This is a genomic window from Pseudomonas sp. 8(2025) (assembly GCF_052665325.1).
In genome coordinates this window covers 15236-40976 of the sequence record NZ_JBQOIE010000015.1, presented here as the reverse complement: position 1 = coordinate 40976, position 25741 = coordinate 15236, and the positions used below count along the sequence as shown (strand labels likewise).

25 protein-coding genes are annotated in these 25741 nt (G+C 66.0%); 10 read left to right on the top strand and 15 right to left on the bottom strand.

Going from position 1 to position 25741, the window contains the following annotated elements; translation table 11 throughout:
• The first annotated feature begins 118 nt into the window (after positions 1-118).
• A complete protein-coding gene (locus ACUXVH_RS24945) occupies positions 119-1237 on the top strand; it encodes an agmatine deiminase family protein (protein ID WP_445496176.1) in 1119 nt (372 codons plus the stop codon).
• 129 nt (positions 1238-1366) lie between these two features.
• Positions 1367-1825 (top strand): GNAT family N-acetyltransferase, encoded by a 459-nt coding sequence (locus tag ACUXVH_RS24940; protein ID WP_011060736.1) that lies wholly within the window; start codon positions 1367-1369, stop codon positions 1823-1825.
• A gap of 55 nt (positions 1826-1880) precedes the next feature.
• Here the strand turns inward: ACUXVH_RS24940 and ACUXVH_RS24935 are convergent, their stop codons facing one another.
• Positions 1881-2822, bottom strand: a complete 942-nt coding sequence (locus ACUXVH_RS24935; protein WP_342403609.1) for a class I SAM-dependent methyltransferase — start codon at positions 2820-2822, stop codon at positions 1881-1883.
• Positions 2823-3063: 241 nt separating this feature from the next.
• Entirely contained in the window at positions 3064-3999 is a 936-nt protein-coding gene (locus tag ACUXVH_RS24930) for an ankyrin repeat domain-containing protein (RefSeq protein ID WP_445496173.1), read from the bottom strand.
• A gap of 284 nt (positions 4000-4283) precedes the next feature.
• Here ACUXVH_RS24930 and acuI point away from each other — a divergent pair, with 284 nt between their 5' ends.
• Positions 4284-5267, top strand: coding sequence for an acrylyl-CoA reductase (NADPH) (gene acuI / locus ACUXVH_RS24925; protein ID WP_011060738.1), 984 nt, complete (start codon positions 4284-4286; stop codon positions 5265-5267).
• A gap of 133 nt (positions 5268-5400) precedes the next feature.
• A complete protein-coding gene (locus ACUXVH_RS24920) occupies positions 5401-6756 on the top strand; it encodes an MATE family efflux transporter (protein WP_019094429.1) in 1356 nt (451 codons plus the stop codon).
• 9 nt (positions 6757-6765) lie between these two features.
• Here the strand turns inward: ACUXVH_RS24920 and ACUXVH_RS24915 are convergent, their stop codons facing one another.
• Both ACUXVH_RS24915 and ACUXVH_RS24910 read right to left on the bottom strand, forming a co-directional pair.
• Positions 6766-7095, bottom strand: a complete 330-nt coding sequence (locus ACUXVH_RS24915; protein ID WP_011060740.1) for a DUF2834 domain-containing protein — start codon at positions 7093-7095, stop codon at positions 6766-6768.
• A gap of 14 nt (positions 7096-7109) precedes the next feature.
• On the bottom strand, positions 7110-7511 hold the full coding sequence (locus tag ACUXVH_RS24910) for a DUF6713 family protein (RefSeq protein ID WP_445496170.1): 402 nt from the start codon (positions 7509-7511) through the stop codon (positions 7110-7112).
• Between the two features lie 144 nt (positions 7512-7655).
• Between ACUXVH_RS24910 and ACUXVH_RS24905 the strand changes: the two genes are divergently transcribed.
• Positions 7656-8108: a GNAT family N-acetyltransferase gene (locus ACUXVH_RS24905; RefSeq protein ID WP_434987790.1), complete on the top strand. Its 453-nt coding sequence runs from the start codon at positions 7656-7658 to the stop codon at positions 8106-8108.
• Positions 8109-8144: 36 nt separating this feature from the next.
• Positions 8145-8966, top strand: a complete 822-nt coding sequence (locus ACUXVH_RS24900) for a helix-turn-helix domain-containing protein (RefSeq protein ID WP_445496236.1) — start codon at positions 8145-8147, stop codon at positions 8964-8966.
• Here ACUXVH_RS24900 and ACUXVH_RS24895 read toward each other — a convergent pair.
• The gene (locus ACUXVH_RS24895) at positions 8963-9703 is read right to left on the bottom strand and encodes a TetR/AcrR family transcriptional regulator (protein ID WP_170866306.1); all 741 of its coding nucleotides are present in this window, start codon (positions 9701-9703) and stop codon (positions 8963-8965) included. The genes ACUXVH_RS24900 and ACUXVH_RS24895 overlap by 4 nt on opposite strands.
• A 153-nt stretch (positions 9704-9856) precedes the next feature.
• A complete protein-coding gene (locus ACUXVH_RS24890) occupies positions 9857-10231 on the bottom strand; it encodes a DUF2784 domain-containing protein (RefSeq protein ID WP_011060745.1) in 375 nt (124 codons plus the stop codon).
• 205 nt (positions 10232-10436) lie between these two features.
• Here ACUXVH_RS24890 and ACUXVH_RS24885 point away from each other — a divergent pair, with 205 nt between their 5' ends.
• The gene (locus tag ACUXVH_RS24885) at positions 10437-11465 is read left to right on the top strand and encodes a hypothetical protein (protein ID WP_227454085.1); all 1029 of its coding nucleotides are present in this window, start codon (positions 10437-10439) and stop codon (positions 11463-11465) included.
• Positions 11466-11480: 15 nt separating this feature from the next.
• On the opposite strand, the gene ACUXVH_RS24880 is transcribed toward ACUXVH_RS24885, so the two are convergent.
• From ACUXVH_RS24880 to ACUXVH_RS24865, 4 genes are all read right to left on the bottom strand, one after another.
• Positions 11481-13244, bottom strand: coding sequence for an FAD-dependent oxidoreductase (locus ACUXVH_RS24880; RefSeq protein ID WP_445496166.1), 1764 nt, complete (start codon positions 13242-13244; stop codon positions 11481-11483).
• Between the two features lie 360 nt (positions 13245-13604).
• Complete coding sequence (gene ppnN / locus ACUXVH_RS24875) at positions 13605-14978, bottom strand: nucleotide 5'-monophosphate nucleosidase PpnN (RefSeq protein ID WP_011060748.1); 1374 nt, start codon at positions 14976-14978, stop codon at positions 13605-13607.
• A gap of 225 nt (positions 14979-15203) precedes the next feature.
• Positions 15204-15869, bottom strand: a complete 666-nt coding sequence (locus ACUXVH_RS24870; RefSeq protein ID WP_065363752.1) for a suppressor of fused domain protein — start codon at positions 15867-15869, stop codon at positions 15204-15206.
• A 51-nt stretch (positions 15870-15920) separates the two neighbouring features.
• Positions 15921-16670, bottom strand: a complete 750-nt coding sequence (locus tag ACUXVH_RS24865; protein ID WP_065363753.1) for an SIR2 family NAD-dependent protein deacylase — start codon at positions 16668-16670, stop codon at positions 15921-15923.
• A gap of 182 nt (positions 16671-16852) precedes the next feature.
• Between ACUXVH_RS24865 and ACUXVH_RS24860 the strand changes: the two genes are divergently transcribed.
• Entirely contained in the window at positions 16853-17257 is a 405-nt protein-coding gene (locus ACUXVH_RS24860; RefSeq protein WP_041117522.1) for a response regulator, read from the top strand.
• A gap of 33 nt (positions 17258-17290) precedes the next feature.
• Here the strand turns inward: ACUXVH_RS24860 and ACUXVH_RS24855 are convergent, their stop codons facing one another.
• Positions 17291-18160 (bottom strand): isocitrate lyase/PEP mutase family protein, encoded by an 870-nt coding sequence (locus tag ACUXVH_RS24855; RefSeq protein WP_065363754.1) that lies wholly within the window; start codon positions 18158-18160, stop codon positions 17291-17293.
• A gap of 437 nt (positions 18161-18597) precedes the next feature.
• Between ACUXVH_RS24855 and ACUXVH_RS24850 the strand changes: the two genes are divergently transcribed.
• Entirely contained in the window at positions 18598-19725 is a 1128-nt protein-coding gene (locus ACUXVH_RS24850; RefSeq protein WP_065363755.1) for a saccharopine dehydrogenase family protein, read from the top strand.
• 7 nt (positions 19726-19732) lie between these two features.
• Here the strand turns inward: ACUXVH_RS24850 and ACUXVH_RS24845 are convergent, their stop codons facing one another.
• From ACUXVH_RS24845 to ACUXVH_RS24835, 3 genes are all read right to left on the bottom strand, one after another.
• The gene (locus tag ACUXVH_RS24845) at positions 19733-21058 is read right to left on the bottom strand and encodes a hypothetical protein (RefSeq protein ID WP_065363756.1); all 1326 of its coding nucleotides are present in this window, start codon (positions 21056-21058) and stop codon (positions 19733-19735) included.
• A 117-nt stretch (positions 21059-21175) separates the two neighbouring features.
• Positions 21176-22123, bottom strand: coding sequence for a sensor domain-containing diguanylate cyclase (locus ACUXVH_RS24840; protein ID WP_011060755.1), 948 nt, complete (start codon positions 22121-22123; stop codon positions 21176-21178).
• Between the two features lie 3 nt (positions 22124-22126).
• Complete coding sequence (locus ACUXVH_RS24835; RefSeq protein ID WP_011060756.1) at positions 22127-23116, bottom strand: response regulator; 990 nt, start codon at positions 23114-23116, stop codon at positions 22127-22129.
• 787 nt (positions 23117-23903) lie between these two features.
• On the opposite strand from ACUXVH_RS24835, the gene ACUXVH_RS24830 reads away from it, so the two are divergent.
• Positions 23904-24440: a DUF4174 domain-containing protein gene (locus ACUXVH_RS24830; RefSeq protein WP_011060757.1), complete on the top strand. Its 537-nt coding sequence runs from the start codon at positions 23904-23906 to the stop codon at positions 24438-24440.
• A gap of 75 nt (positions 24441-24515) precedes the next feature.
• Here ACUXVH_RS24830 and ACUXVH_RS24825 read toward each other — a convergent pair whose 3' ends face one another.
• Positions 24516-25691, bottom strand: a complete 1176-nt coding sequence (locus tag ACUXVH_RS24825; protein ID WP_065363757.1) for an aspartate aminotransferase family protein — start codon at positions 25689-25691, stop codon at positions 24516-24518.
• Positions 25692-25741: the final 50 nt, after the last annotated feature.

The following is a 25741-nucleotide window of genomic DNA, read 5'->3' as shown; positions in this document are numbered from 1 at the left end:
ATGCGGTTCGCCGGCAAACCGGCTCCTACACTCCCGGGTAGGAGCCGGCGTGTCGGCGAGGGCCCGCGCCGCACCCCCGAACCTTTTCATGCAATACCTTCGACAAGAGAACCGTCCAATGCCCACCCGACGTCAACTGATCAAACAGGCCTCGTTGCTGGCCGCTGTCGCCGCCATGCCGGCCCTCGGCCTGGGGCCGCGCAGTGCCCGGGCCGGGGAGCAGGGCCACTGGTACCTGCCCGATGAAGGCGACCGGCAGCAGCGGGCCTTCATGGCCTTTGGTGCCCAGGAGGCCATCTGGGAAGACTTTACCGGCGACGTGCAACAGGCCCAGGGGCGGATCGCCCGGGCAATTGCCGCCTATCAACCCCTGACCCTGTTCTGCCGGGCAGAGGAGCGCGGCCTGGCCGAGCAGTTGTGCGGCTCGCACAACATCACTTTTGTCAGCACCGAACTGGACGACATCTGGATGCGCGACATCGGTGCCAACTTTGTCGTCGATGGGGAAGGCGGATTGGGCGCGGTGGACTTCAACTTCAATGGCTGGGGCAACAAACAGCGCCACGCCAGGGACGCCCGGCTGGCGCGGCAGATGGCCGACGCTGCAGGCGCCCGTTATCTGCGCAGCGAACTGGTGGGCGAGGGCGGCGGCATCGAGGTGGACGGCCACGGCACCGGGATCATGACCCAAAGCAGCTGGATCAACGGCAACCGCAACCCGGGCTGGAGCCAGGCCGAGGTCGAAGAGGAACTCAAGGCTTGCCTCGGCCTGCGCAAGATCATCTGGCTACCGGGGATCAAGGGCCGGGACATCACCGATGCCCATGTCGACTTCTATGCGCGTTTCGTCAGGCCGGGGGTGGTGGTGGCCAACCTCGACAACGATCCCGACTCCTATGATCACTCGGTAACCCTCGAGCACCTGGAGATCCTGCGAGCCGCCAGTGACGCCGATGGTCGCAAGCTGCAGGTGCATACCCTGTCGCCGCCGATGAATCCCCGGCAGAACCGCTTCAGTCGGGGCAACCCGGAGTTCGCCGCCGGCTACATCAACTATTTCGTGATCAATGGGGCGGTGATCTCACCGCAGTTCGGTGACCGGCAGGCCGACGCCAAGGCCCATAGCCTGCTCGCCAGCCTGTATCCCGGGCGGCAGGTGATCCAGCTGGATATCGACGCTATCGCCGCAGGGGGCGGCGGCATTCACTGCGTGACCCATCAGCAGCCCGGGCTGTGAGGGTTTGGGCAAAGTGGTCTGTTACAGATGGCAGAATTGGCCTGATACAATCCGCCACTCACGCACTAACCTGCGCACTCTTCAATAACCGGGGCTGATCCCGGTGTGGATGATCAAGAGGAGCGCGCAATGAGCGATCAACAACCCGCGGTGACGGTACGGGCGATTCAGCCTGGGGATTACCAGCAATGGCTGCCGCTGTGGCTGGCCTATCAGGATTTCTATCAGGTGACGCTGAGCGAAGAGGTCAGCCGCCGCACGTTCGAGCGTTTCCTCGATTCGCGGGAACCGATGTATTCGGCGGTGGCGGTGCAGGGCGATGAAGTCATCGGCTTCGTCAACCTGGTGTTGCACCGTTCGACCTGGGCCGTCGGCGACTTCTGCTATCTGGAAGACCTGTACGTGGCCCCGTCGATTCGCGGCAGCGGGGCGGGGAAACTGTTGATCGAGTGGGTGCAGGCCTTTGCCCGGCAACACCAGTGCGCTCGTTTGTACTGGCATACCCAGGAGAGCAACAAGCGGGCGCAACGGTTGTATGACTGGGTGGCGCACAAGCCGGGGGTGATCGAGTATCGGATGGAGTTGTAAGGGCCTGGCTGGATGCCCGTTGCTGCAGCAACGGCTATCCAGCCAGGATCAAGGCCTATGCCCCATGCCGAAATACCAGTGCCTTGAGCCCGCACTGCGGATCCGCATCCGGAAACTCCGGCGGGTTCTCCAGCCGCTGTTCAAAGCGCAACCCCGGCGCCGCTTCGGCCATCCCCTCCAGAAGAAAATCCACGCTAAACGCCGGATCATTCATGCACGCCAGTACGCAACCATCGGCCGTGAGCAACTCCGGCAGGCGCCGCAGCACCCGCGCATAGTCCTTGCCGAGGACAAAGCTGCCTTTCTGGAACGACGGCGGGTCGATGATCACCAGGTCATAGGGCCCGCTCTGCTTGACCTTGCTCCAGGACTTGAACAGGTCATGGCCGAGGAAGCTCACCCGGCTGGTGTCGTGGCCGTTGAGCCGGTGGTTGTCGCGGCCGCGGCTCAAGGCCGCCCGGGACATGTCGAGGTTGACCACCCGCTCGGCACCGCCGGCAATCGCCGCCACCGAGAAGCCGCAGGTATAGGCAAACAGGTTCAGGACATTCTTGCCCCGGGCATTGGCCCGCACCCAGTTGCGCCCGTAGCGCATGTCGAGGAACAGCCCGTTGTTCTGCTTGCTGCCCAGGTCCACCTGGTAGCGCAGGCCTTCCTCGGTGATGGTGCAACTGTCGATGGCCTCGCCCAGCAGCCACTCGCCACGGCTGTCGGGCAGGTAGCGGTGTTGCAGCATCAGGCTGCGGGCGCCGCTGGCCACCCATTGCGGGGTCGAGCCCAGGTCCGCCAGCAACTGCTGCAGGGCTTCGAGTTGCCCGGCTTCGGGTTCCTTGAACAAGGACACCAGCACTACCCCCTGCAGCCAGTCCACGGTCAGCTGTTCCAGCCCCGGCCAGCAGCGGCCGCGGCCATGGAACAGGCGCCGGGTTTCGCCGGGCGCGGCGGCCAGGGCGGTCAACAGGTGCTGGTTGAGGGTGGCGAGGGCGAGAGGGGTCATCAGCGGGGCCGGTCATTTTTTCGGGGCGGCATTTAACCACGGGCAGCAGCCCGCCCGCCAACCAGCAATTGCTGCTGGCTGGCGGCCGCCTGCTGTCGGGCCAGGGGCTTGTCGGCACGTGTTTCAACGCGGATCTGGACAGCGGTGGTGATGGCGGGCGACTGCACGCCAAGGGCGACGAGCTCGAACCGTGCCGCACGTCGAGCAGGCTGCGCCCGTTCGCTCTTGCCCCTTGCCCCCGCTAGAGAATGGCGTTTGCCCATTTCTGGGTGCCGGCCAGGCGGCGCTTGACGCTGTCGATGCGCCATTGGCCGGCAACCCGCTTGACCACGAAGCGATGCTCGTAGCAAAGGGCCCGGGACGCCGGGTCGCGCACCAGCACTTCGGCCTGGGCGGGCTTGAGCAACTGGCAGCCCAGTAGCTCGTCGGCCTCGGCGTGGGTCGTGGGGTAACCATAGGAGGCTCGCGGATAGGCCCGCGGTCGCAGGGTACAAAAACGTTCGAGCAACTGTTGCGGTTCGGCCCAGAAGGCGGCGTCGAGCGCGTCGTGGCCCAGGGCGTTGCCGCGCTGTTCCCAAGAGTACAAAGCCAGGGTATAGGCCCGCACCTGGGTGACCGGATCTGCGCTGCTGTCAGTACCAGGCACCAGCGGCGGCCAGGGCAGGGAAGGGGCCGGTGCAGGTGCTGGCGGTGCCCCGGTACCGGCCTGCTCCAGCTGTTGCATGACCTGGGCATGGCCATTTTCTTCGGCCAGGGACCAGGCGTTGCGTTGCTGGAAATCCACGGGCGAGGGGTTGGCGCCGGCCTCGAGCAGCAAGGCCACCATTGCCTCGTGGCCAGCCTGGGCAGCGTTCATCAGGGCGGTGCGTTGCAGTTCGGGGCTGGCCTGCTCGAGCGCTGCGCCATGGGCGATCAGCAACTCGGCCAGGGCAGTGTCGCCGTGGCTGGCGGCCCAGGCCAGGGGGCTGTAGCCCAGGGCCTTGCACGGCTGCTGGACATTCGCGCCGTGCGCCAGCAGCAGCGCCACGGCCGGCCGGTGCCCGGCGATAGTGGCGGCCAGCAAGGCCGTGCGGCCGGTGCCCTTGTGCTGCCATTCAAGGTCCGCACCCGCATCCAGCAGGCGCTCGAGAGCAGCAAGGTCGCCGCGCGCGGCGGCTTTTTCCAGGAGATGGGACAAGGTCGGAAATCCGTTCGGTCAGGGGGCAGATGCCGCCGCATGGTAGCGCTCTGGGGCCAGGTTCTGCCACGCCCGGGCTACTCCACGCCCCGGTTCCGGCAGGCCGGGCGCGCTGGGCTGTACTGCGATACGCGACGCCGGCGTGGGCAGTGGGCTGTTTCGAGCGTCGCGGGTGGGGAGGGGAGGCTCATGGACGCCTTGCGGAGGCTTGCGTAGGATGGCGCGTTCGCGCTCTACGCCGTTGCAGCCAGCGCTGCAGCCTCCCTTGCCAACAGGAGTCCATGATGTTCAAGGCCATTGTGATCGACAAAGACACTGCAGGTTATCGCGCCCATCTGCGCGAGCTGGAGGAGGCGCAACTGCCTGAGGGCGATGTCACGGTCCGGGTGGCCTACAGCACCCTGAACTACAAGGACGGCCTGGCAATCACCGGCAAGAGCCCGGTGGTGCGGCAGTTTCCCATGGTCCCCGGTATCGACTTGGCAGGCACCGTCGAAGCCAGCAGCCATCCGCGCTTTCGCCCGGGTGAACAGGTGCTGCTCAATGGCTGGGGCGTGGGCGAGAGCCACTGGGGCGGGCTGGCGCAGAAGGCCCGGTTGCAGGGCGACTGGCTGATCCACCTGCCTGAAGCCTTCAGCGCGCGCCAGGCCATGGCCATCGGCACCGCCGGCTACACCGCCATGCTCTGCCTGATCGCCCTGGAGCGCAGCGGCCTGACCCCCGAACACGGCGAGGTGCTGGTCACCGGTGCCAGCGGCGGGGTCGGCAGTTTTGCCATTAGCCTGCTGTCGCGCCTGGGCTACTCGGTGATCGCCGCCACCGGGCGTCCGGAGGAGGCCGACTACCTCAAGGCGCTGGGCGCCAGCCGCATCATCGAGCGCGCCGAGCTGTCCCAGCCGGGGCGTCCGCTGGCCAAGGAACGCTGGGCGGCGGCCATCGACTCGGTGGGCAGCCATACGCTGGCCAACGTCTGTGCCGGCACCGCCGCCGATGGCCTGGTGGCCGCCTGCGGGTTGGCCCAGGGCATGGATTTCCCGGCCTCGGTGGCGCCCTTCATCCTGCGTGGGGTGAGCCTCTTGGGGATCAACAGCGTGACCCGTCCCTATCACGAGCGGGTGCATGCCTGGGAACGCCTGGCCGCCGAGGTGGACCAGCAGCACCTGCAGCGGATCACCCGCGAAGTGGGCCTGGAAGAGGCCCTGACCGTCGCCCACGAGTTGCTTGAAGGCAAGGTTCGCGGGCGGGTGGTGGTCGACGTCAACCACTGATATAAACCCCGGGCCGCACTGTTGGAACGCCGTGCGCGGCCTGGGTTGCTGCATGTTTCAGGTCCGACGCGAGCCCCGTGCCACGGGGCTTCTTCGCGGCCCTTCGTCCTCTTGATCCGAGGTTGCCTGTTTCATGTCCATTTCCCCTCAGCGCCCCCTCTGGCAGGTGTACCTGGTCTTCCTGCTGCCCATGGTGCTGTCGAATTTCCTGCAGTCGTTTTCCGGCACCCTCAACGGTATCTACATTGGCCAGTTGCTGGGCACCCAGGCGTTGGCGGCGGTGTCGGGGATGTTCCCCATCGTGTTCTTCTTCATTGCCCTGGTGATCGGCCTGGGGGCCGGTGCCTCGGTGCTGATCGGCCAGGCCTGGGGTGCCCGGGAGCTGGATGCGGTGAAGTCGGTGGCCGGCAGTACCCTGATGCTGGGGGCCTTGATCGGCCTGCTGGGGGCGGTGCTGGGCATGCTGTTCGCCCGCCCGGCCCTGCAGGGCCTGGGCACACCGGCGGATGTACTGGACGACGCAGTGGGCTATGCCCGGGTGATGATGCTGATCATGCCGCTGCTGCTGGTGTTCGTGCTCTACACCCAGTTGCTGCGGGGTGTCAGCGATACCCTGTCGCCCCTGCTGGCCTTGATGGTCTCGACCCTGGCGGGGCTGCTGCTGACCCCGGCGTTGATCCGTGGCTGGCTGGGCCTGCCGCCCATGGGTATCCAGAGTGCGGCCTTCGCCGGGCTGGCGGGAAATATCCTGGCCATGGGGTTTCTGGTCTGGCGCCTGAGTGGCCGCGACCACCCCCTGGCCCCGGACCGGGCGCTGTTCGCGGCGCTGCGGCTGAACCGGGCGATACTCGGCAAGGTGCTGCGCATCGGCCTGCCCACCGGGGTGCAGATGGTGGTCATCTCGCTTTCCGAACTGGTGATCCTGGCCCTGGTCAACCGCCACGGTTCCCAGGCCACGGCGGCCTATGGCGCGGTGACCCAGATCGTCAACTACGTGCAGTTCCCGGCGCTGTCGATCGCTATCACCGCCTCGATCCTCGGCGCCCAGGCCATCGGCGCCGGGCGCCTGGAGCGCATCACCCCGATCCTGCGTACCGGGCTTGCGATCAACCTGTGCCTCACCGGCGCCCTGGTGCTGTTCGGCTACCTGATTTCCCACTGGCTGCTGGGCCTGTTCATCATCGACCCGGCAGCCCTGGTGCAGGCCCAGCACCTGCTGCACATCATGCTCTGGAGCATCCTGGTGTTCGGTTTCCAGGCGGTGGTCGGCGGCATCATGCGCGCCAGCGGCACGGTGCTGGTGCCGGTGGCGATCTCGATCTTCTGCATCCTCGGGGTGCAGGTGCCGGCGGCCTATGTGCTGGACGCGCATTTCGGCCTGCAAGGGGTGTGGATGGCGTTCCCGGTGGCCTACCTGACCATGCTGGTGCTGCAGGTCTGCTACTTCAAGCTGGTGTGGCGCCACAAGGAGATCCAGCGCCTGATCTGAAGCCCGCGCTCAAGCGCCGCCGGCCAGTGGCTGCCGGGGCGGGCGCAGGTCGCGAACCACCAGGTACAGCAAGGGCCCGATGGAGACGAAGACCGCCGTCAGCAGCAGATAGGGCAGCACCGAACGCCAGGAGCGCCCACGGGCGCGGGCGTCTCCCAGCATCCACGCAGCCGCCAGCAGCGCCATCAGGTACAGGTCGATCACCACTTGTGCGGTGTCCGGGCGCGACAGCAGTTGCAGGCCGAATTGCAGCAGCGACTGTTCGGCCTGGAACAGGCAGTACAGGGTGTAGGCACTGAAGCCCAGTAGAGCCAGCAGGGCGGGGTAAGGGTGGCGCATGGCGCAGTCCTCGATCAGGGATGGGCAGGGTGTACGGCGCGGCGGTTGCGGGTGGCCAGGCCCAGCAGCAGATACAGCAGGCCGGCTGCGCCACAGCCAAAGATCAGGCTTTGCGACAGCAGGGAGTCGAACAGGTACAGCGGGTCGTCGCGCAGGCGTTGATGCAACCCGGCATGCACCAGGGCGAGCGCCGCCAGCCACTGGCGGGCAAGCTCGCGCACGCGACGGCGCTGATGGCCGCACAGCTGGACCAGCCCGGCACACAGGGGGACGTGCAGGGCAATGAACAGGTGCTGCCCGAGCATGGGGTCGAGGTCGCGCAGGCCATACAGCAGGCGCCATTCACGCTGCGCCACGGCATCCAGCTCATGGCCGGCGAACAGCCCGATGCAGAGTCGCCAGAGTGTGTTTTTCACGGTGAAAATCCTTGAACAAGCGGGAGCGAACAGGCTAAGTGGCAAGCCTGTTGTCACTCAATGACCCCCCAGGTCATAGACAGCGGGGCGCTTCAGGCTGTCAGCTGGGGCGGTGCGACTTTCACTTTCAAGGATTGAACAGCGATGACTTCCAACCAGCAGGCTCCCGGCGCAGGCCGGGTGATCCGCGTGGCCGGGCCCGATGATGTGCCGGCCATGCTCGAGTGCGACACCTATGCCCAGGCCCACGCCAGCCGGGGCGATGCCGTACGCGTGGCGGTGGGCCGTGGCCAGGGTTGGGTGGAGGTGGCGGCCGGCCGGGTCGTCGGCTACCTGCTGCTGAACCATGACTTCTTCGACCATGGCTTCGTGTCCCTGGTGGTGGTGGCTCCGGGGCAGCAACGCCAGGGCGTGGCCCGGCGCTTGCTCGGCGCCGCCGAGCAGGCCTGTCGCACGCCCCGGCTGTTCATCTCCACCAACCAGTCGAACCTGGCGGCCCGGGGCCTGATTGCCAAGGCCGGTTTCCAGCCCAGTGGGGTGATCGAGAACCTCGACGAGCAGGACCCCGAGCTGATCTTCTGCAAGCGTGTGGGCTGAGCCGGGATGCCTGTGCCCGACAGCGGTCGCGCCGCCATGCCCTGCACCCTTGAAGCTCCCCGCGCCGGGCCCTTGCCGGTGGGCGCACAGTTGCGCCAGTTACGGCGCCAGGCGCGCTTGAGCCAGTTGGACCTGGCGTTGCAGGCGGGGATTTCCCAGCGCCACCTGAGCTGCGTCGAGACCGGTCGCGCCCAGCCCAGCCCGGCCTTGCTGGATGCGCTGCTGACCACCCTGGACACCCCCTTGCCCCAGCGCAACCGGGTGTTCCTCGCCGCGGGCTATGCGCCGCGCTACGCCGCCTTGCCCCTGGCCGACCCCGGCCTGGCGCCGGTGCGCGCAGCGCTGATGCACCTGCTCAAGGCCAACAACCCGGCGCCAGCGATCGTCATCGACAGTGGCTGGCAAGTGCTGGCGGCCAATCAGGCTACCGCGGCGCTGTTCCAACTGCTGGGGTTGTCGCAACACGCCATGGAACAGGGCTTCAACCTGTTGACGGCCCTGCTGGAGCCCGGTGGTTTCGGTGACTGCCTGATCAATGCCGAGGAGGTGCGCCAGGTGGCCTGGCAGCGGGCCTCCCGGGAGGCCATGGGCGATCCCGGCTTGGCGGCGCTGCTGGCCGGCCTGCCCTTCCCCGGAGAGTCGCCGGCGACCCCGAGCCCGGCCGAGCCGTTGCTGCTGACCCGGGTGCGCGGGCCCGGGGGCGAGCTGCGTTTTCTGTCCACCTTCACCACCTTCGGCATGCCCCAGGACATTACCGTGGCGTCGCTGCGCATCGAACACCTGATTCCCGCTGACGAGCCGACCTGGCAGGCCCTGACCCTGGCTTGCGAACGCGTGGGCGAACTCGAACCGGGTTAGATCGCCAGGGCCCGGGCCGGCAGCCCCTGGGCGCTCGCCAGCGCCGGCAGTGCCCCGGCCAGCACCATGCGGGTCAGGGTGGCCGCGACGCTCTGGAAGTCCCTGCTGGAGGGCTGGGCTACGCCGCTCATCAGGGCGATCTGCCAGCCCAGGGTGGGGTAGGTCTGGGTCGCCGCTCCTATGAACAGCAGCAGGTGCTCCGGGGCAATGGCGCGGATCAGGCCACGTTCGGCCCAATTGCGCAGGCAAGCGATTTCACTGCGGTTCTGCGCCTCCAGGCTTTCACGCCAGGCCTCTGGCAACTGCTGCGCGCCGTGCAGCAACTCGCTGCAGAGAATCTTCGAACGCAGGGGGAAATCCTCGACGATCTGCATCCGCGCCTCGATGTAGGCCTGCAACGCCTGCGCCGGATCGGCCTCCGGGTGCAGCAGCCGCGACGCCTGGTGCAAGGGTTCCAGCAGGGGCTGCAGGACTTCGGCGTAGAGGTTTTCCTTGGTGTGGAAGTAGTAGTACAGGTTGGCCTTGGGCACCCCGGCGCGCAGCGCGATATCCAGGGTCTGGCAGGCACTGAAGCCCTTGGCGGCGAACTCGTTGCGGGCGGCATCGAGGATCAGTTGCCGATGCCGCAGGCGCGAGCGGCGTTCCTGGCGGGCTGGCGCTGGCACCCGGGGCGCTGCCGAGTCGGCCTCAAGCGCCTGCGAGGGCAGGCAAAACGGGGTGGATGAGGGGCAGTGCATTGGCAAATCTCGGGGGGTGTGAAATCGCAATATACAAAAGTATATAGCGAAACACCTGCCTCAGGCGTCGGCGCTGCTGTCTCGGCTGTTTCATAGAGGGGCGAACAGAGGAGGCAAGGCCGGAACGGTGCGCCGTTCCGGCTGGCGGCAGGCTCAGGCGCGGCGCTTGCGCAGCCAGCGTCGGGCCAGGTAGCCGTAGACCCAGAGGTTGATCAGCAGCACCAGGCTGCCCAGCCACAGCTGAATGCCCGGGGTCAGCCCGGCGGGGTAGATCAGCGGGATCAGGTAATGCTCGATGAAGCCGGCGCCGTAGCCGTCCTGGCCGGCGGCGTGGCGCAGCAGGTTTTCCCAGCGGGTCAGCGGGCACTCCAGGTGCAGCACTTCCACTGCCACGCCCCAGGCCGCGGCGGGCAGGTGCAGCAGCATCAGCCGCGGGTGGCGCAGCACCAGCAGGCCGCCCAGCAGCACGAAGACGATAAAGGATAGGTGAAACAGCACCAGGCTGTCGGCGGCAATACGGTAGAGCATGGGGGTTCCTTGTAGGGGGCAGATCCGTGGCGCAGGCGCCGGGGCGCAATATACCGAGGGCCGGTAGGCGGTGGCAGTGTTTCTTCGTGGTGCAGGAAAAAAGCCCGGCTCGCAATCGATCGGGCCCGCCTTTGCGCTACCTATACTGCTGGAACGCCAGGGCGACCTGTCGAGCCTGGCGCGGCCTTTGCGGGAGGTACATGCCTTGCGGCCAACGATGCTCTGCTGCCGCCACGGGGTCCTGGTGCTGATGCTGGTGCTCGCCGGCTGCGCCCATCGGGTCCCCGAGCCGGTGGCCGCGATGCCGGTCAGCCCGGCCACCTGGCGCCAGGTCAACCATGAACTGCTGGAAGCCTCCCGCAGCGCCACTGAACAGGCCGAGGTCTATGCCCAGGGCTCCATGGAGCACTGGCGGACCCGGGTCTACCAGCAGACCGAGGAAAACTTCATTCCCTGGTTCAGCGGCTACTGGACCCAGGAATGGCTGTCGCTCAAGGTCGGCTGGTATTCCCTGAACGATAAAGGCGACGCCGGGCAAGCTTCCCGGCGCCTGGCGGCCTACTTGCAGGAGCAGTACCAGGAACGGGTGCTGGCACCGGTGGCGCTGGAAGTCGATGCCGATGCGATCACCGGCGAGGCCATGGAGTTCTATGTGCAGTTGCTGCGCCAGCAGCTGGCGCAGATCCGCAGCCGTTACCCACTGCCGGCACCGCAACTGGAACTCCATCTGGACCAGGTGCTGGCCATCGACCTGGGGCCGGCCCCCGAGCAGCGCGCCTCCTTGAACCAGTTGATACGGGCCGAGCCCATTGCCCGCTTGCCCGCCTATGGGCCCTTGCTGCAGCAGATCCATGGCACCCCGACCGGCGAACAGGGAGCGCCGGCCCCGGGGGTGTCCCAGGTGGCGCAGGTGACCAGTGACAAGCTCCAGGCCCAGTTCGCCAGCCGCAGTGTGGCCGGTGCGGTGGCGGCGGCGGTGGGGCGGGTGGCCGGCGCGCTGATTTCGGTGGGAGTGGCCGGGGTCCGGGCGCTGGTCCAGGACCATGACCGGGAAGACCTGCAGGCCCAGACCCGACGGGACCTGGGCGCGGCCTTCGATCAGGCCTGGGCCAGGCAGTTGCATGACCCCGAGCATGGGGTCATGGCCGGGGTGTATTACCTCGGCCAGCAGCTCGAACGCCAGTTGCAGGCGCCGCTGGTCAATGAGGACGCCGGCGATGGCCGGGGCCCCTGAGCCCGTCCTGGCGGCTCAGCCCCGGGTGGCCTCGGCACCAGGATCCAGCGGCACTTCGTAGTCACTGACCCCGGCCGCATGGCGCCCGGCGATGTAGCCGAAGGTCATGGCCGGCCCCAGGTTGATACCGCCGGAGGGATAAAAGCCGCCCATCACGCTGGCCATGTCGGTGCCTGCGGCATACAGCCCGGGGATCGCCGTGCCGTGCGAATCCAGCACCTGGGCCTGGGCGTTGGTCTTGAGCCCGGCAAAGGTGCCGAAGCTGCCGGGCAGCACTTTCACCGCGTAGAAAGGCCCCTGTTCGATGGGCGCCACGCAGGGGTTGGGCCCGGGATACAGGGCGTCGCCCTGCTTGCGATTGTAGGGCGTCGAGCCGCGGCCGAACTCGGGGTCCTGGCCGTTGCGGGCATGCTGGTTGAATGCCTGCACCGTGGCCGCAAGGCCCTGGGGGTCGATGCCGCACTGGCTGGCCAGGGCCTGGATGGAGTCGGCCCGTACCAGGTAGCCGCTGCGCACCAGCGGCCCCACCGGCAGGGGGAAGGGCCGGGCATAACCCAGGCCGTAACGGCGCTGGAAGCGGTGGTCGCAGATCAGCCAGGACGCCACTTCCTCGCCCGCGGGAACCGCCTCCAGCATGGCCGCGGTGTAGTCGTAGTAGCCGTCCGCCTCGTTGACGAAACGCTTGCCGTTGGCCAGCACGCCGATCAGCCCGGGTTTGGCCCGGTCGATGATGTGGGGAAAGTGGCCGATGCTGCCGTCGGCATGTCGCACCCGAGAGACGGGGGCCCAAGCTACCGGGCTGGCAAGGTCCGTGGCCAGCACGGCACCGGCCTGTTCGCCGAGGCGGAGGCCGTCGCCGCAGCAACTGCGCGGCGGCAGGGCCAGGTGCTCGTCCGGCCCCGGGGCGCGGGGAAACAACGCCTGGCGCCGGGGCAGGTCATTGGCGAAGCCGCCGGCGGCCAGCAGCACTCCACGCCGGGCGCGGATTTCCCGCGGCCCCTCAGGCGTGTCCACCAGGGCGCCCTGCACGCCCTGGCTATCGCGCAGCAGCGAGCGGGCCGGGGTGGACTCCAGCAGGTTGACCCCCAGGTCCTCGGCGGACTTGCCCAGCCGGCCGATCAGCGCCACGCCGTTGACCAGGTGCATGGCCCGGCCGTGTAGCGCCAGGTCCCGCAGGTGGCGGGCAAAGCGCCCGGCCACATGCAGCAGCGACCTGAAGGAACGGGTCATGCTGAGAAAGGCCCCCAGGTCGGCCCCGGCCATGATCGGCATGCCCAGGAACGAGGTTTCCCGCAGGGTCTTGCGCAGCCGTTTGAGCAGTGGGCCGATGGCCCGGGCGTCATACGGCGCGGCGATCACCTGATGGCCCTCGATCCCGGCCCCGGGCACCTGGCCGTGGATATCCGGGATGCCATTGCCGTCGACGAATTGCAGGGCCGTGTGTTGTTCGAAGAAGGCCACCATCTGCGGCCCGTTATCCAGAAAGGCGTCGATGCGTGCGGCATCGTAGCGCTCCCCCAGCTCATGCTTGAGGTAGGTGCGCGGTTGCTGCGGGTTTTCATGGATGCCGGCGCGGCGTGCCAGGGGATTGCCCGGCACCCACATCCAGCCGCCGGACCAGGCGCTGGCACCGCCAAAAGTGGAATCCTTTTCCACAACTATCACCTTCAAGCCATGCCACGCGGCGGTCACCGCACAGGCCAGGCCGGCGGCGCCGGAGCCGATCACCAACAAATCACAATCCAGGGGCGGGAGGGTTGCAGCGGGAACGTCGCTCACAATGACAGGGCCTTTTTTGAACTATGATAAAAAATGGAATTGAGTTCCATTAAGTTGAAAAACTATTCCACACTGCCTGGGAAGCTGTCAAACCGCCAGGAGGACCAGGCAGGCTCATTGGCGCAGGGGAGCAGAAGGCGCTTTTAGCTACGGGGGCACCTTCTGGAGGGGCTGGCGGAAGGGCAGGAAGGCGATGTCGCTCAGGTGGGAAAGTCAGAGTGGCCAGCAGGCCTCTTTGTGCTGCTCAAGGACGCAAGGCCGCTGCACAGAGGCGCTTGCGCTGCGGGTGGATGCCGGGCAAAAAAAACGCCGCGTTCCCAGGCAGGGAACGCGGCGTTGTTCAAGGCGGCAGGGCAGGGCTCAGTTGACCACGCGGTAGCACGGTACGTAGGCGGCGCCGCCGGGCAGCTTCATGCGGTGCTGCTCGACGAAGGCTTTGAGCAGCTGGTCCAGGGGCTGCATGATCGCCGGGTCGCCGTGGATGCTGTACGGGCCTTTCTGCTCGATCAGGCGAATGCCCTGGTCCTTGACGTTGCCGGCGACGATGCCGGAGAACGCACGACGCAGGTTGGCCGCCAGTTCGTGGGGCGCCAGGGCATGGCTCAGTTGCAGGTTGGCCATGTTCTCGTGGGTCGGATCGAAGGGACGTTGCAGGCTCTCGTCGATCTTCAGCAGCCAGTTGAAGTGGAAGGCGTCGTTGCGTTCGCGGCGGAACTGCTTGACGGTCTTGAGCCCCTCGGTCATCTGCCGCGCCACTTCCGGCGGGTTGTCGATGATGATCTGGTAGTGCTGGCGCGCCGCTTCGCCCAGGGTTGCCAGGACGAAGGCGTTGAGCTGCTCCAGGTAGGGCGCCGCGCTCTTGGGGCCGGTGAGGATCACCGGGAAGGGCAGGTCGCGGTTGTCCGGGTGCATCAGGATGCCCAGCAGGTAGAGGAACTCCTCCGCGGTGCCGGCGCCGCCGGGGAAGATGATGATGCCGTGGCCGACGCGGACGAAGGCTTCCAGGCGCTTCTCGATGTCCGGCAGGATCACCAGCTCGTTGACGATGGGGTTCGGCGCCTCGGCGGCGATGATCCCCGGCTCGGTCAGGCCCAGGTAGCGGCCGCCGCTCATGCGCTGTTTGGCGTGGGCGATGGTGGCGCCCTTCATCGGGCCCTTCATCACGCCCGGGCCGCAGCCGGTGCAGATGTCCAGCTTGCGCAGGCCCAGCTCGTGGCCGACCTTCTTGGTGTATTTGTATTCCTCGGTATTGATCGAGTGGCCGCCCCAGCACACCACCATCTTGGGCTCCACGCCGGGGCGCAGGGTGCGGGCGTTGCGCAGCAGGTGGAAGACGTAGTCGGTGATGCCCTGGGAGCTGTCCAGGTCAATGCGCTGGCTGTCCAGTTCGTTCTCGGTGTAGACGATGTCGCGCAGGGCGCTGAAGAGCATTTCCCGGGTGCTGGCGATCATCTCGCCATCAACGAAGGCATCGGCCGGCGCGTTCAGCAGTTCCAGGCGTACGCCGCGATCCTGCTGGTGAATGCGCACTTCGAAATCGTGGTAGGCGTCGAGGATGGTCTTGGCGTTGTCGACGTGGGCGCCAGTATTGAGGATGGCCAGGGCGCACTGGCGGAACAGGGTATAGATGCTGCCGGAACCGGCGGCGCTGAGCTGTTGCACTTCACGTTGCGAGAGGGTCTCCAGGCTGCCTTTCGGGCTCACCGAAGCATTGATCACTTGTCTTTGCGGCATTCATCCATTTCCTGAAAGCGTCGCCACCGCACCATGCGCGGCCAGTGGCGAAAAAATAGCGGGGCAGTGAACAGAGCCACCGGTACGGGGCTTGGTTTCCAGCGGCAGGGCAAGAAAGCAAACGTCGTCGCGAGATTGTTCGCTGCTTGAATCTACCTCATGCGGGCCTGGCGTGGCGGGAAAAATGACGATCCGCCCTGGTCGTGGCGGATTTTTCACCGGCCTTCAGCACAGGCTGGCTCGGGTCGGGTCCAGCACCGGCGCTGCCCCGGCCAGGGCCAGGCGCTCCATCAGGGCCGGGTAGCCCTCGGCCTGGCCCCAGGCGTGTTCGGCCAGGGTCAGGCCGATGATCTGCAGAAATCCGAAGCGCCCGCTCAGCAGTTGCCGGGGGCCGGCAAAACCCGGCGCGGGGATGAACAGCAGTGCCTGCAACAGGCTGTCGCCGCCATTGATCGGCTCGCCGGTACGCATGCGGTCCCATTCGCCCAACGGCGGCTGCTCGCCAAAACGGCCGGCGGCCAGCAGCAATTGGTAGGCGCAGAAATTGCGTAACAGGCGCAGGGCCCAGGGTGACTGTTCGCGGGTTTCCAGCAGCAGTTCGTGGCCCATGCCGGATTCGCCATCGGCATCGGGCCGGGCATCTTCCCAGGCATTGGACAGGCCCGAAGTGACGTATAGCCAACTGCTGCGCCTGGCATTGGGCGGTGATTCGAAGACCCCGTGGGTGAGCCAGCGCGGATCGACGTCGTGCTGGCCAAAGACCTGGCTGAACAGCGCCATGTCCAGGGGATAGATGCCCGGGCCCAGTGCGCCGAACAGCGCCGGGTAGATCTGTTCTTCACGTTGCGCCCAGGCGGCTTCGAGCCATGAAGAGTCGGGGGATTGCGGCATGTGAAAGCGTCCTTGAACAGAAGCGGCGGCCCGGCTGGAGCCGCCAGGGAATCAGGCAAAGGCCTGGCGCAATAGTTCCGGCAGCAACTGCCCGGCCTTGCCCTCCAGGCTGTATTCCTCGACGCCGGTGCAAGCCTGGGGCTGGGGGTTGATATGCACCACGCAGGCGCCGTGCTGCAGCGCCAGTTGGGGAATTCGCGCCGCCGGCTGGACCAGCCCGGAGGTGCCCACCGACAGCAGCAGGTCGCATTCTTCGGCGGCGTTGAAGGCGGCCTTGAGGGTTGCCTGGGGCAGGGGTTCGCCGAACCACACCACCCCGGGGCGGATCTTGCCGTTGCAACCGGTGCAGCGCGGCGGCTCCAGGCTGGTGCCCTGTTCCGGCAAGTCCGGCAAGGGCAGTTGGCCCTTGAACGGGCGGTTGCAGGCAAAGCACTTGGGGGTGTGCAGGCTGCCGTGCAAGTGCAGCACCGAGGGGCTGCCGGCGCGTTCGTGCAGGTCGTCGACGTTCTGGGTGATCAGGGTCAGGCGCGGCACCCGCCGGGCCAGTTCGGCCAGGGCCAGATGGGCTGGATTGGGCTGGGCCTGGAGCACTTTCTGGCGTCGCCATTCATACCAGCCCCAGACCAGCGCCGGGTCTTCGCGAAAGGCTTGCACGGTGGCCAGGCGCGCCGGATCGAAGTGTTCCCACAGGCCGGTCAGGGCGTCACGAAAGGTCGGGATGCCGCTTTCCGCCGAGACCCCGGCACCGCTGAATACCACCACATGCCGGGCCTGGGCCAGGCGCTTGGGATCGAACTGCATGGTTGAAGATGTTCCTGCCGTGGGTGAAAGAACGGGGCGCCCGCTTCCGCGTGCGGATCGGACCGGTACTAAAAACGCGCCGGCCTTGCAGCGTAAATGAATTTATCGTCAAGGCGCCGCTCATAACTCTTGTCAGCGGTCCTGTGTGTAGCCGCCTCAATCCGTCAGGGAGTGTCACCCTCATGAACCCAGCCACGCCAGTCAATCCCGGCGCCCAATCCCGTTTGATCCTGGTGGTGGAGGATGAGCCGACGGTGCTGGAGTTTCTCTGCGAGATCCTGCAGGACGAAGGGTTTGCCACCCAGGCGATGGACAGCGCGGATCGGGCCTGGGAATTCCTGCAGGAACAGGCCGTGGACGTGGCCCTGCTGCTGACCGATATCACCATGCCCGGCACCCTCAATGGCGCGAGCCTGAGCAATTTGTGCGGCGAGCGCTGGCCGCAGTTGCCGATCGTGGTCATGTCGGGGTTCGAGACCCCCGAGAGTTCCGGGGTGCGTTATCCGGTGTCCTTCATCCGCAAGCCCTGGACCATCGGGCAGATCCTCGACTGCGTGGAAGGCGCGCTGAAATCGGCCCAGGGTTGAGGCGTGGCGCCTCACCCCGGCCAATCGCCGGTGTTACTCCTTGACGCTCATGAACTCCTTGGCCCAGACGATGTACTCCTCGGGCTGGGTGTAGGTGTGGGCCAGCTCGGTGGCGCTCAGGTCCGACGCCTGGGTGAAGATCTGCCGCTGCTCGCGCAGGCAGTCGTAGGTGGCCTTGATCGCGGCGAAGTAGGCGGCGTGGCCGTCCACCACGATTTTCACCCCCAGTTCTGCCAGGCGTGCGTCGTCGCGCAGTGCCGGGTTGCCGTAGGTCACCAGCATCAGCGGCACAGTCAGGTGCTCGGAGATCTGCTCCAGCTGTTCGAAGTCACGGATGCCCACCATGCAGATGGCGTCGGCGCCGGCACGCTGGTACTGCTGGGTGCGGCTGATGATTTCCTGCACCGGGAGAATCCCGGCGTTGGTCCGGGCGATGATCGCCAGTTCCGGATCAACCCGGGCTTCCAGGGCGGCGCGGATCTTGCCGACGCCTTCGGCAACGCTAATCAGGTCGGTGGATTTACGCCCGAATTGCGCGGGCAGCAGGGTGTCTTCGATGGTCAGCGCGGCGATGCCGGCGCGCTCCAGTTCAACCACGGTGCGCATCACGTTGAGGGCGTTGCCGTAGCCATGGTCGGCATCGGCGATCACCGGCAACTGGGCCACGCGGCCGATGCGGGTGGCCTGTTCGGCGAATTCGCTGAGGGTGATCAGGGCGAAGTCGGGGGCTGCCAGCACTTGCAGCGAGGCCACGGAGCCGCCGAGGATGCCCACTTCGAAACCCAGGTCGGCGGCGATACGGGCGGACATCGGGTCGAATACGGAAGCGGTGTGGTAGCAGGAGTTGGAAGCGATCAGTTCACGGAAACCGCGGCGCAAATCTTGATGGGAAAGCCTGGACATAACAGCTCCGAGATAGGATCGAGAGATCGACCTTGAGGTCGAGTCAAATTTTGCAATCAGTTCCCTTGGCGAGCCGGGGAAAGAGCGGCTCACAGCGAAACGTTAGTTGGGCAGATGAAGATGAAACAAGGTGGGTAGCAAGGCGTCTTTATCCCGTTCGGTTGCGCGAACCGACGGGTTTATTATGCGAGGCCGACATAGCAGGACGAGGCTATCACGCTCCAGGGCCGTAGATGATGAGGATTTTGCATAGCATTATGCCGGACCGGCATTGGCATTTTTTTTCTAACTGAATATTACAAGCACTTGCCAGGGGCGTTTCGGGGGCATGTCGAAGGTTGGCGGGGGCTTGTCGAGCGCTGGCAAATCCACCAAGCTGCCGCGCCTCGAATGGCAGCGTTCACGCTGCGCAACGGCTTAGTTCAAGGATGCAGGCAATGGCGCTCAGGGTGTTGGTGGTGGGTGGTTATGGCAATTTCGGCAGCATCGTCTGCCGCTATCTGATCCATACCCCTGGGGTGCATCTGCTGATTTCGGGGCGCGACCCGCACAAGCTCGCGGCCAAGGTTCAGGCCTTGCACGCTGAAGGCGGGCAGCCCTGCGAAGGCTGGTGCGGCGATGCCATGGGGCCGCAATGGGCGCCGGCGCTCAAGGCCCTTAAGGTGCACTGGGTGATCCATACCGGCGGGCCGTTCCAGGGCCAGTCCTACGCGGTGGCCCGGGGCTGCATCGAGGCCGGGGTCAACTACTGCGACCTGGCCGACTGTCGCCAGTTCGTGCGCGGCATTGGCACGCTGGATGAGGCCGCCCGGGCCGCCGGGGTGACGCTGCTCAGCGGCTGCAGCTCGGTGCCGACCCTGTCGGCGGCGATGATCGATGAACACCGTGAGCGTTTTTCCCGCATCGAGCGCATCGAGCACGGCATTTCCTCCTCGGCGAAGATGCCCGGCCTGTCCACCATCCTGGGCGTGCTGGCCTATGCCGGCAAACCCATCCTGCAACTCAAGGACGGCCGGCCGCATCCGGTGATCGGCTGGCAGGGCCTGACCCTGCGCAAGCTGCCCAGGCTGGGCACGCGGCTGGTGGCCAATGTCGATGTGCCGGACCTGGATCTGTTCGCCGAGCGCTACGGTGCCCACACCCTGAGCTTCCAGGCCGGCGCCGGGCTGATGATCGCTGGGCTGGCCAATGCGCTGCTGGCCCAGGCGGTGAAGCTCGGCCTGGTGCGCGACCCGGCGCCCTGGGCGGCGCGCCTGCATCGCTGCGGCACCTGGTTCGAAGGTTTCGGAGATGGGCTCAGTGCCCTGTACATCGACGTGCACGGCCTGGGCCAGGACGGCCAGCCACTGTCGATGAGCGTGCAGCTCACCGCAACCCATGACCACGGGCCGGAGATTCCCAGCTGCGCGGCGGTGGCGGTGGTGCACAAGCTGCTCGCCGGCCATGTGCCGGCCCCGGGGGCCCGGTCCAGTGCCGGCGAGGTCAGCGTGGAGGAGTACCTGCGGGCGATCGACGATCCGGATCACCTGCAACTGCAAGTGAGTTTCTCGCGCCCGCCGGTTTAACCCCCGGTCACCACAGCAGCGGCTTGGCGAAGTCTTTCCAGAACAGCCAGCGCTGCACTTCAAGGTGCTCGCCGGTGCCGATCTGCCAATCCGGGCGCCCGGCGTCCAGGTCAAGCTTGACGATGATCCCGGCATAGGTGGCGGCCACCAGGGTCTTGCAATCGGGGCTGATGTCCATGGCGGTGAGGGTCGAGCCGATATAGTGCTGCCAGCGTTCCTCGCCGTTTTCGCTGAAGGCCCGCAGGTAGCCGTAGGCGTCGCCGATGATGAATTCGTCGCCCCGTGACGCCGCGGCATACACCCGGGCGCCTTCCTGCAGCACCGGAGTGCGCGCATCGTCACTGTAGAAATCGGTGGACAGCCCTGGCAGGTCGGCCACCGCCACTCCCACGCTGGCACCGCCATAGAAGTGGCAGGCATTGAGCAGCAGGCGATCGCCGCGCTGGTTGAAATGGGCGAAATGCGGGTACTCGCTGGCGGGGCCGATCTGCGCTACCCGTTGCAACCTTGCATCGAACACTAGGTGCGAGCTGCTTTGCTCGCCCACGGCGATCCACTGGCCATCGGGCGACACCGCGCCATGCTCCATGCTCAGGCCGATGCCCAGGTCCTCGGGGGCGACGCCGTCGGCCAGTTCTTGCTGCAGGTCTTCCAGGCTCGGCAGCAGGCGCGTGGCGCCCTCGGCCTGCAGGACGAAGATGCCGTCGGAACTCACCAGCAGTACCCGGCGCCCGTCGGGGAAGGGAATCAGGCTGCTGGGGCAGCAGCGCCCGGTGTCTTCAAGCGCCACCCCCGCCGGCAGGTTCGCGTGGGGATCGGGCCAGGCAAAACTTGCCACCTCTGGCCCGCTCCAGCCGTCGGTGAGCTGGATGCCGTCAGCCCGGGCCCAAGCGAAATAGCGCCGCTGGGGGCACATGCCGAAGCCTTCCACCTGCTCCAGGGTCTGGATCCTTGCGTCGTCGATATGCACCACCTCGCCAGCCTCGTAAGGTGCGCCGATGCGCGCCAGCAGGCTGCCGTCCGGCAACAGGGCCAGGGTCGGAATCATCCGTCCCTGGCTTTCCAGGCGTGGCGACAATGGGAAGTGCGCCGGCGGCCACTCCTGGCGGAATGCCTGGCGCCGGGCTGCGTCGTAGGGCTCCTGGTTGCTCGCTTCCAGGGCCGCCTGCCAGTCTGGCAGCAGGTGCTCGGTATCGGGCAAGTGCGGTTCCTTCAAGCCCTTCCAGCCGTCGCGGTTGCCGGTCTCGACATAGCGATTGATGTCGCGGGCATAGGTCAGCACGGCTTGCTGCCATTGCTCTTGCGGGGAGTGGTTCGAATTCGACTGGGACATGCGCGCAGGACTCCTTGTGGCGCTGGGAAAGGCGTAGCAGACCGGGGGATGGACCGGAAAAGCGCGCAGTTTATCCCTAGGGAGCGAGTTTTTTTCAGGTTTTTCCAGGGCTGCCGTTCAAGGCGCGTAGGTACTGACCCGGTTGCGCCCGGCGCGCTTGGAGGCGTACAGCGCCTGGTCGGCCCACTCGATCAGGCAGCGATGATCCCGGGCCGGACGGTCGAGGCAGGCGATGCCCAGGCTGATGGTGAAGGCGATGGCCTGGCCGTTGTGGATCACCTCCTGCTCTTCCACCGACTGGCGCAAGCGCTCGGCCAGGGTGCGGGCCCCGGCAAGGTCGGTGTGGGGCAGGAGAATGGCGAACTCCTCGCCGCCATAGCGCCCGGCCACGTCGCTGTCGCGCACATGCTGGTGGATCAGCTCGGAGACGCGCTTGATCACTGCATCGCCGGCCTGGTGTCCGTGGCGGTCGTTGATCGACTTGAAGTGATCGATGTCCAGCATCAGCAGGGCGATGCTGCTGCCGTGGCGGCTGTATTCGAACTGCAGGCGCTGTTCCCAGTGGCCGCGGTTGTAGAGCTGGGTCAGGTGGTCGGTGCGCGACAGGTGCTGCAACTGCTGGTTGGCCTTCTGCAAGGCCAGGCTGTTGATTGCCACGTCGGTCAGGTCGTAGATCACCAGGCAGACGTGGTGGATCTCGCTGTTGGAGGAACGCAGCGGCAGCAGGGTGGTGTTCTGGTACATGAACTCGCCCTGGCCGGTGATCGGCTGGTAGTTGTTGAAATGCACCAGGTACGGCCGCTGCTTCCAGATGGTGAAGGCCGGCGTGCCGAGGGCCACCACGCGCCCCACCTTGCGGGTGAACCAGGGTCGCTCGACCTCGGGGAACAGCTCGAAGAACGACTGGTCGATGGCCTGCTTGGAGGGCACTCCGGAGCGGTTCTCCATGAAGCTGTTCCACACCTGGACCCGGCACTCCAGGTCGAGCACGACGATACCCACGTCGATGCTCTGGACCACCGCCAGCAACCAGTGCAATTCACTGAAATCCATTCTCTTGGGCATGGCTCAACTCATCAGGTAGGCGAGCTTCTGTTCCAGCAAGGCCATGGAGCCTTCGGTGAACAACAGCAACAGGTCGAAGTGGATGTTCTGTTCTTCCAGGCTGTAGCTGATCTCCACCGCCTGGGTCTTTTTCCAGCGCTGCTGGTTGAGCACGATCAGCTCGTCGATGGTGGTGTGTTCCCCCAGTACCTGGGGATGGCCCACGGAAAAGAACACGTCCAGCTGGTCGGCGATGCTGCTCAGGCAGGCGCCGATCAGCACGCTGGAGAGGTCGATCAGCACTTCCATTTCCTGGTAGGGGTCGGTGCCTTGCTCTATCAACTGGGCGATGTCGGCCACTTCGGAGTCGTAGAACATCAGCAAGGCTTCGCCGGCGATGCCGCTGCCGATGTAGCTCTGGCAGATGGCGGTCAGTTGCCGGGCGCGGTTGGCATCGGCCAGCAGCATCTGCAACTCGCCGGCTTCCAGCACATTGACGTGGGGAATCGGCAGGTGCACGAAGACATCCAGGACCTTGGCGATCAGTGCCGCGGCGTAGCCCATGGAAACGTTGACGGTTTCCCGGAAGGCGTCGCGAAAGGTCACCACCGGTGCTGGCGAAGGGGCTGCCAATGGCTTGGCGTCAGTGCTGTCCAGCAGTTGCAGTTCGTTGAGCAGGGCGCGCAGTTGCTGCGGGTCGAAGGGCTTCTTGAGGAAGGCCCGGGCGCCCAGCTCGCGGGTGCGGCGCACGGCTTCTTCTTGAATGTCGCCGGAGATGACAATGATCTGCGCCTCGATGCCTTCTTCCTGCACCGCACTCAAGACCTGGTAGCCGTCCATCACGGGCATGGTCAGGTCCAGCAGCGCCACCTTGCCCAGCCCGCGGCGCAGGGCTTCCAGGCCTTCGCGCCCGTTGCAGGCCTGGGTCACGGACACCCGCCACTCGCTGGGCAAGGTCCGCAGCACCTGCTTGCGGGCCATGCTCGAGTCATCGCAGATGAGGAGGGGGATCATCGGTATCGGACGCTCATTCGAAAAAACCCCTAAGGGATAGTGTTCGGTAATAGGGCGAGTTGCCGCTTTATAGTTGTGCCGTATCGGGCTGTCCGTGCCGCGCCGCACTATAGTTCCCTCGGCAATAAAAGAACAAGTAGTGATGGCTTCGGTTATTTGCTCCAGATCATTGTCTGCTGCAATTCAAGCAGGCCTGGGCATGTAACTTAGAGTTGTTGCAGGGCAGCAGTTAAAAGGCCGCGGCGGCCCGTGGCGTGGGCTGTGGCAAAAAATCTGAGAGGCCTCTGTAAGCCTTGATATAGACAGATTTTTCTATCGGGGTAGGAGATTCGCGCCTGTTTTCTGACGTTTGAAAAATGACACTTTAGGCATAAGTTTAAAACTTTCGGAATCTTCTTGTTGATTGTTGCCGGAGGTTCTGCGAGTGGTTCGTTTCAATGGTTGTTAAGAGCGCTGGAGTTGTGTGGGTTGAATGTGTCGTGCAGCGGTTCTTATAAACAACCCAGGGCCGCTGTTGTATTGATTCGAATATTAAAGAGCGGGCGCAAGGCTGTTGGCGCGAGTGCTGCAGGGGCGTAATTGTCGGGCTGCATATGCAACAAAACCTTACCGCGAACCTGGTTGTGCCGACCGCTGGAAGGGCGCGAGCCCCGGTCGTGCGCGGCCTGTGGCAAGCCGAAGACCAGCGCTGCGCCGTGGGCAAAAAAATGTCAGATTTTGAGTCCCGGCCTGGACCTTTTCCCGCAATGCGCAATCATTACTGCGTGGAAAACATAAGGAGAGACGCATGTTCATTCGGTCATTGACCTTCGCTACTCTGCTCGCTGTTGCCGGCCCTGTCCTGGCGGCCGACAACGACGGCCCATTGACCCAGGACCTGGGCAAGTCACGGCCACTGATCGTGATTGCCCCCAGCACCGTGGACCCGACCCTGGTGAGCCTGAAGAAGTCCCTGGAAGAGCCGGCCACCCGTCAAGCCTTCAACGAACGCAACATGGTCCTGTACACGGTGATCAACACCATCGGCCAGCGCGATGGCAAGGACATCGACCCGCAATCCACCATGGCCCTGATCCGCAGCCTCAAGCTGGGCGCCGGGGCGCAGACCAAGGTGATCCTGGTGGGCAAGGACGGCGAGAAGAAGCTGGAGCACTCCGGGGCCATCGAGCTCAAGGAAGTCTTCAGTGCCGTCGACCAGTTGCCGGCGGCGGAGAAACAGGCCGCAGCGCCGGCTCCGGCCCCCGAGCCGGAGGCCAAGCCGGCCAATGCCAAGGCCGGCAAGGCGGCCAAGCCCGCCGCAGCGCCCAAGGCGCTGGACGACTGAAGCCCATGGGCGGAGGCCGGGGCAGGCGCTGACCGCCCCGGTGCCTGCCGACTGCATTGCCCCGCCTCGCCCAGGCTAGAGCGCCTCCAGGGTCTGACGCAGCCCATCGACGATCATCTCCACTTCCTGCCCATTGATCACCAAGGGTGGCAGCAGGCGGATGGTGGTGCCCCGGGTGACATTGATCAGCAGCCCGTGGTCACGGGCGGCGACCTGCACCAGCTCTCGGGCCGGCTGTCGCAGTTCGATACCCACCATCAGCCCCAGTCCGCGAATCTCCCGCACCGCCGGATGCGCCGCCAGTTCCTCGCGCAGCCGCCGCAGCAGTTGGGCACCGCGCTGTTCGGCGTTGGCCAGCAACTGCTGGTCCTCGATGACGTCCAGTACGGTACAGGCCGCGCGGCAGGCCAGGGGGTTGCCGCCGAAAGTGCTGCCGTGGCTGCCCGGGGTAAACAGCTGGGCAGCCTTGCCCCGGGCCAGGCAGGCGCCGATGGGAATGCCGTTGCCCAGGCCCTTGGCCAGGGTCATCACATCCGGCACCACGTCTTCGTGCTGGCAGGCAAACCAGCGCCCGGTGCGGCCGATGCCGCTCTGGATCTCGTCGAGCATCAACAGCCAGTTGCGCCGGGTGCACAGCTCGCGCACGGCCTTGAGGTAGCCGGGTGGGGCCAGCTGGATGCCACTTTCCCCCTGGATCGGCTCCATCAATACGGCACAGATGCGTGGAGCATGCTCGGCGACGGCCGATTCCAGGGCGACCAGATCGCCGAAGCGCACCTTGAGAAAACCGCTTGGCAACTGGCCGTAGCCCAGGCGCACTGCCGGGCCGTCGCTGGCGGCCAGGGTGGCCAGGGTCCGGCCATGAAAGGCGTTTTCCATGACCACCACCAGGGGCTGCTCGATGCCTTTGTGCCAGGCGTGCAGGCGTGCCAGCTTGAGGGCGGTCTCGTTGGCCTCGGCCCCGGAATTGTTGAAGAACGCCCGGTCCATGCCGCTCAACTGGGTCAGCTTGGCGGCCAGTTGCTGCTGCCAGTGGATGTCGTAGAGGTTGGAGCTGTGCAGCAGCAGGCCGGCCTGTTCGCTGATGGCGCCGACCAGCCGTGGGTGGCTGTGGCCGATACCGGTCACCGCGACCCCGGCGATGGCGTCCAGGTACTCTCGCCCGGCCTGGTCCCAGAGACGGCTGCCCAGGCCTTTGCAGAAGCTCAGCGCGAGGGGTTGGTAGGTGCTCATCAGGCAGGCGGCGGTCATGGCGGGTAGCTCCATCTTGGGGGTGTGCTATCAGTATCGTTAGCCACCCA

Excerpts from the sequence above, each read along its gene's own strand:
- ACUXVH_RS24905 (WP_434987790.1), top strand. The coding sequence starts at position 7,656 with ATGACTTCCAACCAGCAGGCTCCCGGCGCAGGCCGGGTGATCCGCGTG.
- ACUXVH_RS24855 (WP_065363754.1), bottom strand. The coding sequence starts at position 18,160 with ATGTCCAGGCTTTCCCATCAAGATTTGCGCCGCGGTTTCCGTGAACTG.
- ACUXVH_RS24830 (WP_011060757.1), top strand. The coding sequence starts at position 23,904 with ATGTTCATTCGGTCATTGACCTTCGCTACTCTGCTCGCTGTTGCCGGC.
- ppnN (WP_011060748.1), bottom strand. The coding sequence starts at position 14,978 with ATGCCGCAAAGACAAGTGATCAATGCTTCGGTGAGCCCGAAAGGCAGC.
- ACUXVH_RS24945 (WP_445496176.1), top strand. The coding sequence starts at position 119 with ATGCCCACCCGACGTCAACTGATCAAACAGGCCTCGTTGCTGGCCGCT.
- acuI (WP_011060738.1), top strand. The coding sequence starts at position 4,284 with ATGTTCAAGGCCATTGTGATCGACAAAGACACTGCAGGTTATCGCGCC.
- ACUXVH_RS24895 (WP_170866306.1), bottom strand. The coding sequence starts at position 9,703 with ATGCACTGCCCCTCATCCACCCCGTTTTGCCTGCCCTCGCAGGCGCTT.
- ACUXVH_RS24850 (WP_065363755.1), top strand. The coding sequence starts at position 18,598 with ATGGCGCTCAGGGTGTTGGTGGTGGGTGGTTATGGCAATTTCGGCAGC.
- ACUXVH_RS24890 (WP_011060745.1), bottom strand. The coding sequence starts at position 10,231 with ATGCTCTACCGTATTGCCGCCGACAGCCTGGTGCTGTTTCACCTATCC.
- ACUXVH_RS24835 (WP_011060756.1), bottom strand. The coding sequence starts at position 23,116 with ATGATCCCCCTCCTCATCTGCGATGACTCGAGCATGGCCCGCAAGCAG.
- ACUXVH_RS24845 (WP_065363756.1), bottom strand. The coding sequence starts at position 21,058 with ATGTCCCAGTCGAATTCGAACCACTCCCCGCAAGAGCAATGGCAGCAA.
- ACUXVH_RS24825 (WP_065363757.1), bottom strand. The coding sequence starts at position 25,691 with ATGACCGCCGCCTGCCTGATGAGCACCTACCAACCCCTCGCGCTGAGC.
- ACUXVH_RS24940 (WP_011060736.1), top strand. The coding sequence starts at position 1,367 with ATGAGCGATCAACAACCCGCGGTGACGGTACGGGCGATTCAGCCTGGG.
- ACUXVH_RS24900 (WP_445496236.1), top strand. The coding sequence starts at position 8,145 with ATGCCCTGCACCCTTGAAGCTCCCCGCGCCGGGCCCTTGCCGGTGGGC.
- ACUXVH_RS24870 (WP_065363752.1), bottom strand. The coding sequence starts at position 15,869 with ATGCCGCAATCCCCCGACTCTTCATGGCTCGAAGCCGCCTGGGCGCAA.
- ACUXVH_RS24840 (WP_011060755.1), bottom strand. The coding sequence starts at position 22,123 with ATGCCCAAGAGAATGGATTTCAGTGAATTGCACTGGTTGCTGGCGGTG.
- ACUXVH_RS24860 (WP_041117522.1), top strand. The coding sequence starts at position 16,853 with ATGAACCCAGCCACGCCAGTCAATCCCGGCGCCCAATCCCGTTTGATC.
- ACUXVH_RS24915 (WP_011060740.1), bottom strand. The coding sequence starts at position 7,095 with ATGCGCCACCCTTACCCCGCCCTGCTGGCTCTACTGGGCTTCAGTGCC.
- ACUXVH_RS24920 (WP_019094429.1), top strand. The coding sequence starts at position 5,401 with ATGTCCATTTCCCCTCAGCGCCCCCTCTGGCAGGTGTACCTGGTCTTC.
- ACUXVH_RS24935 (WP_342403609.1), bottom strand. The coding sequence starts at position 2,822 with ATGACCCCTCTCGCCCTCGCCACCCTCAACCAGCACCTGTTGACCGCC.
- ACUXVH_RS24865 (WP_065363753.1), bottom strand. The coding sequence starts at position 16,670 with ATGCAGTTCGATCCCAAGCGCCTGGCCCAGGCCCGGCATGTGGTGGTA.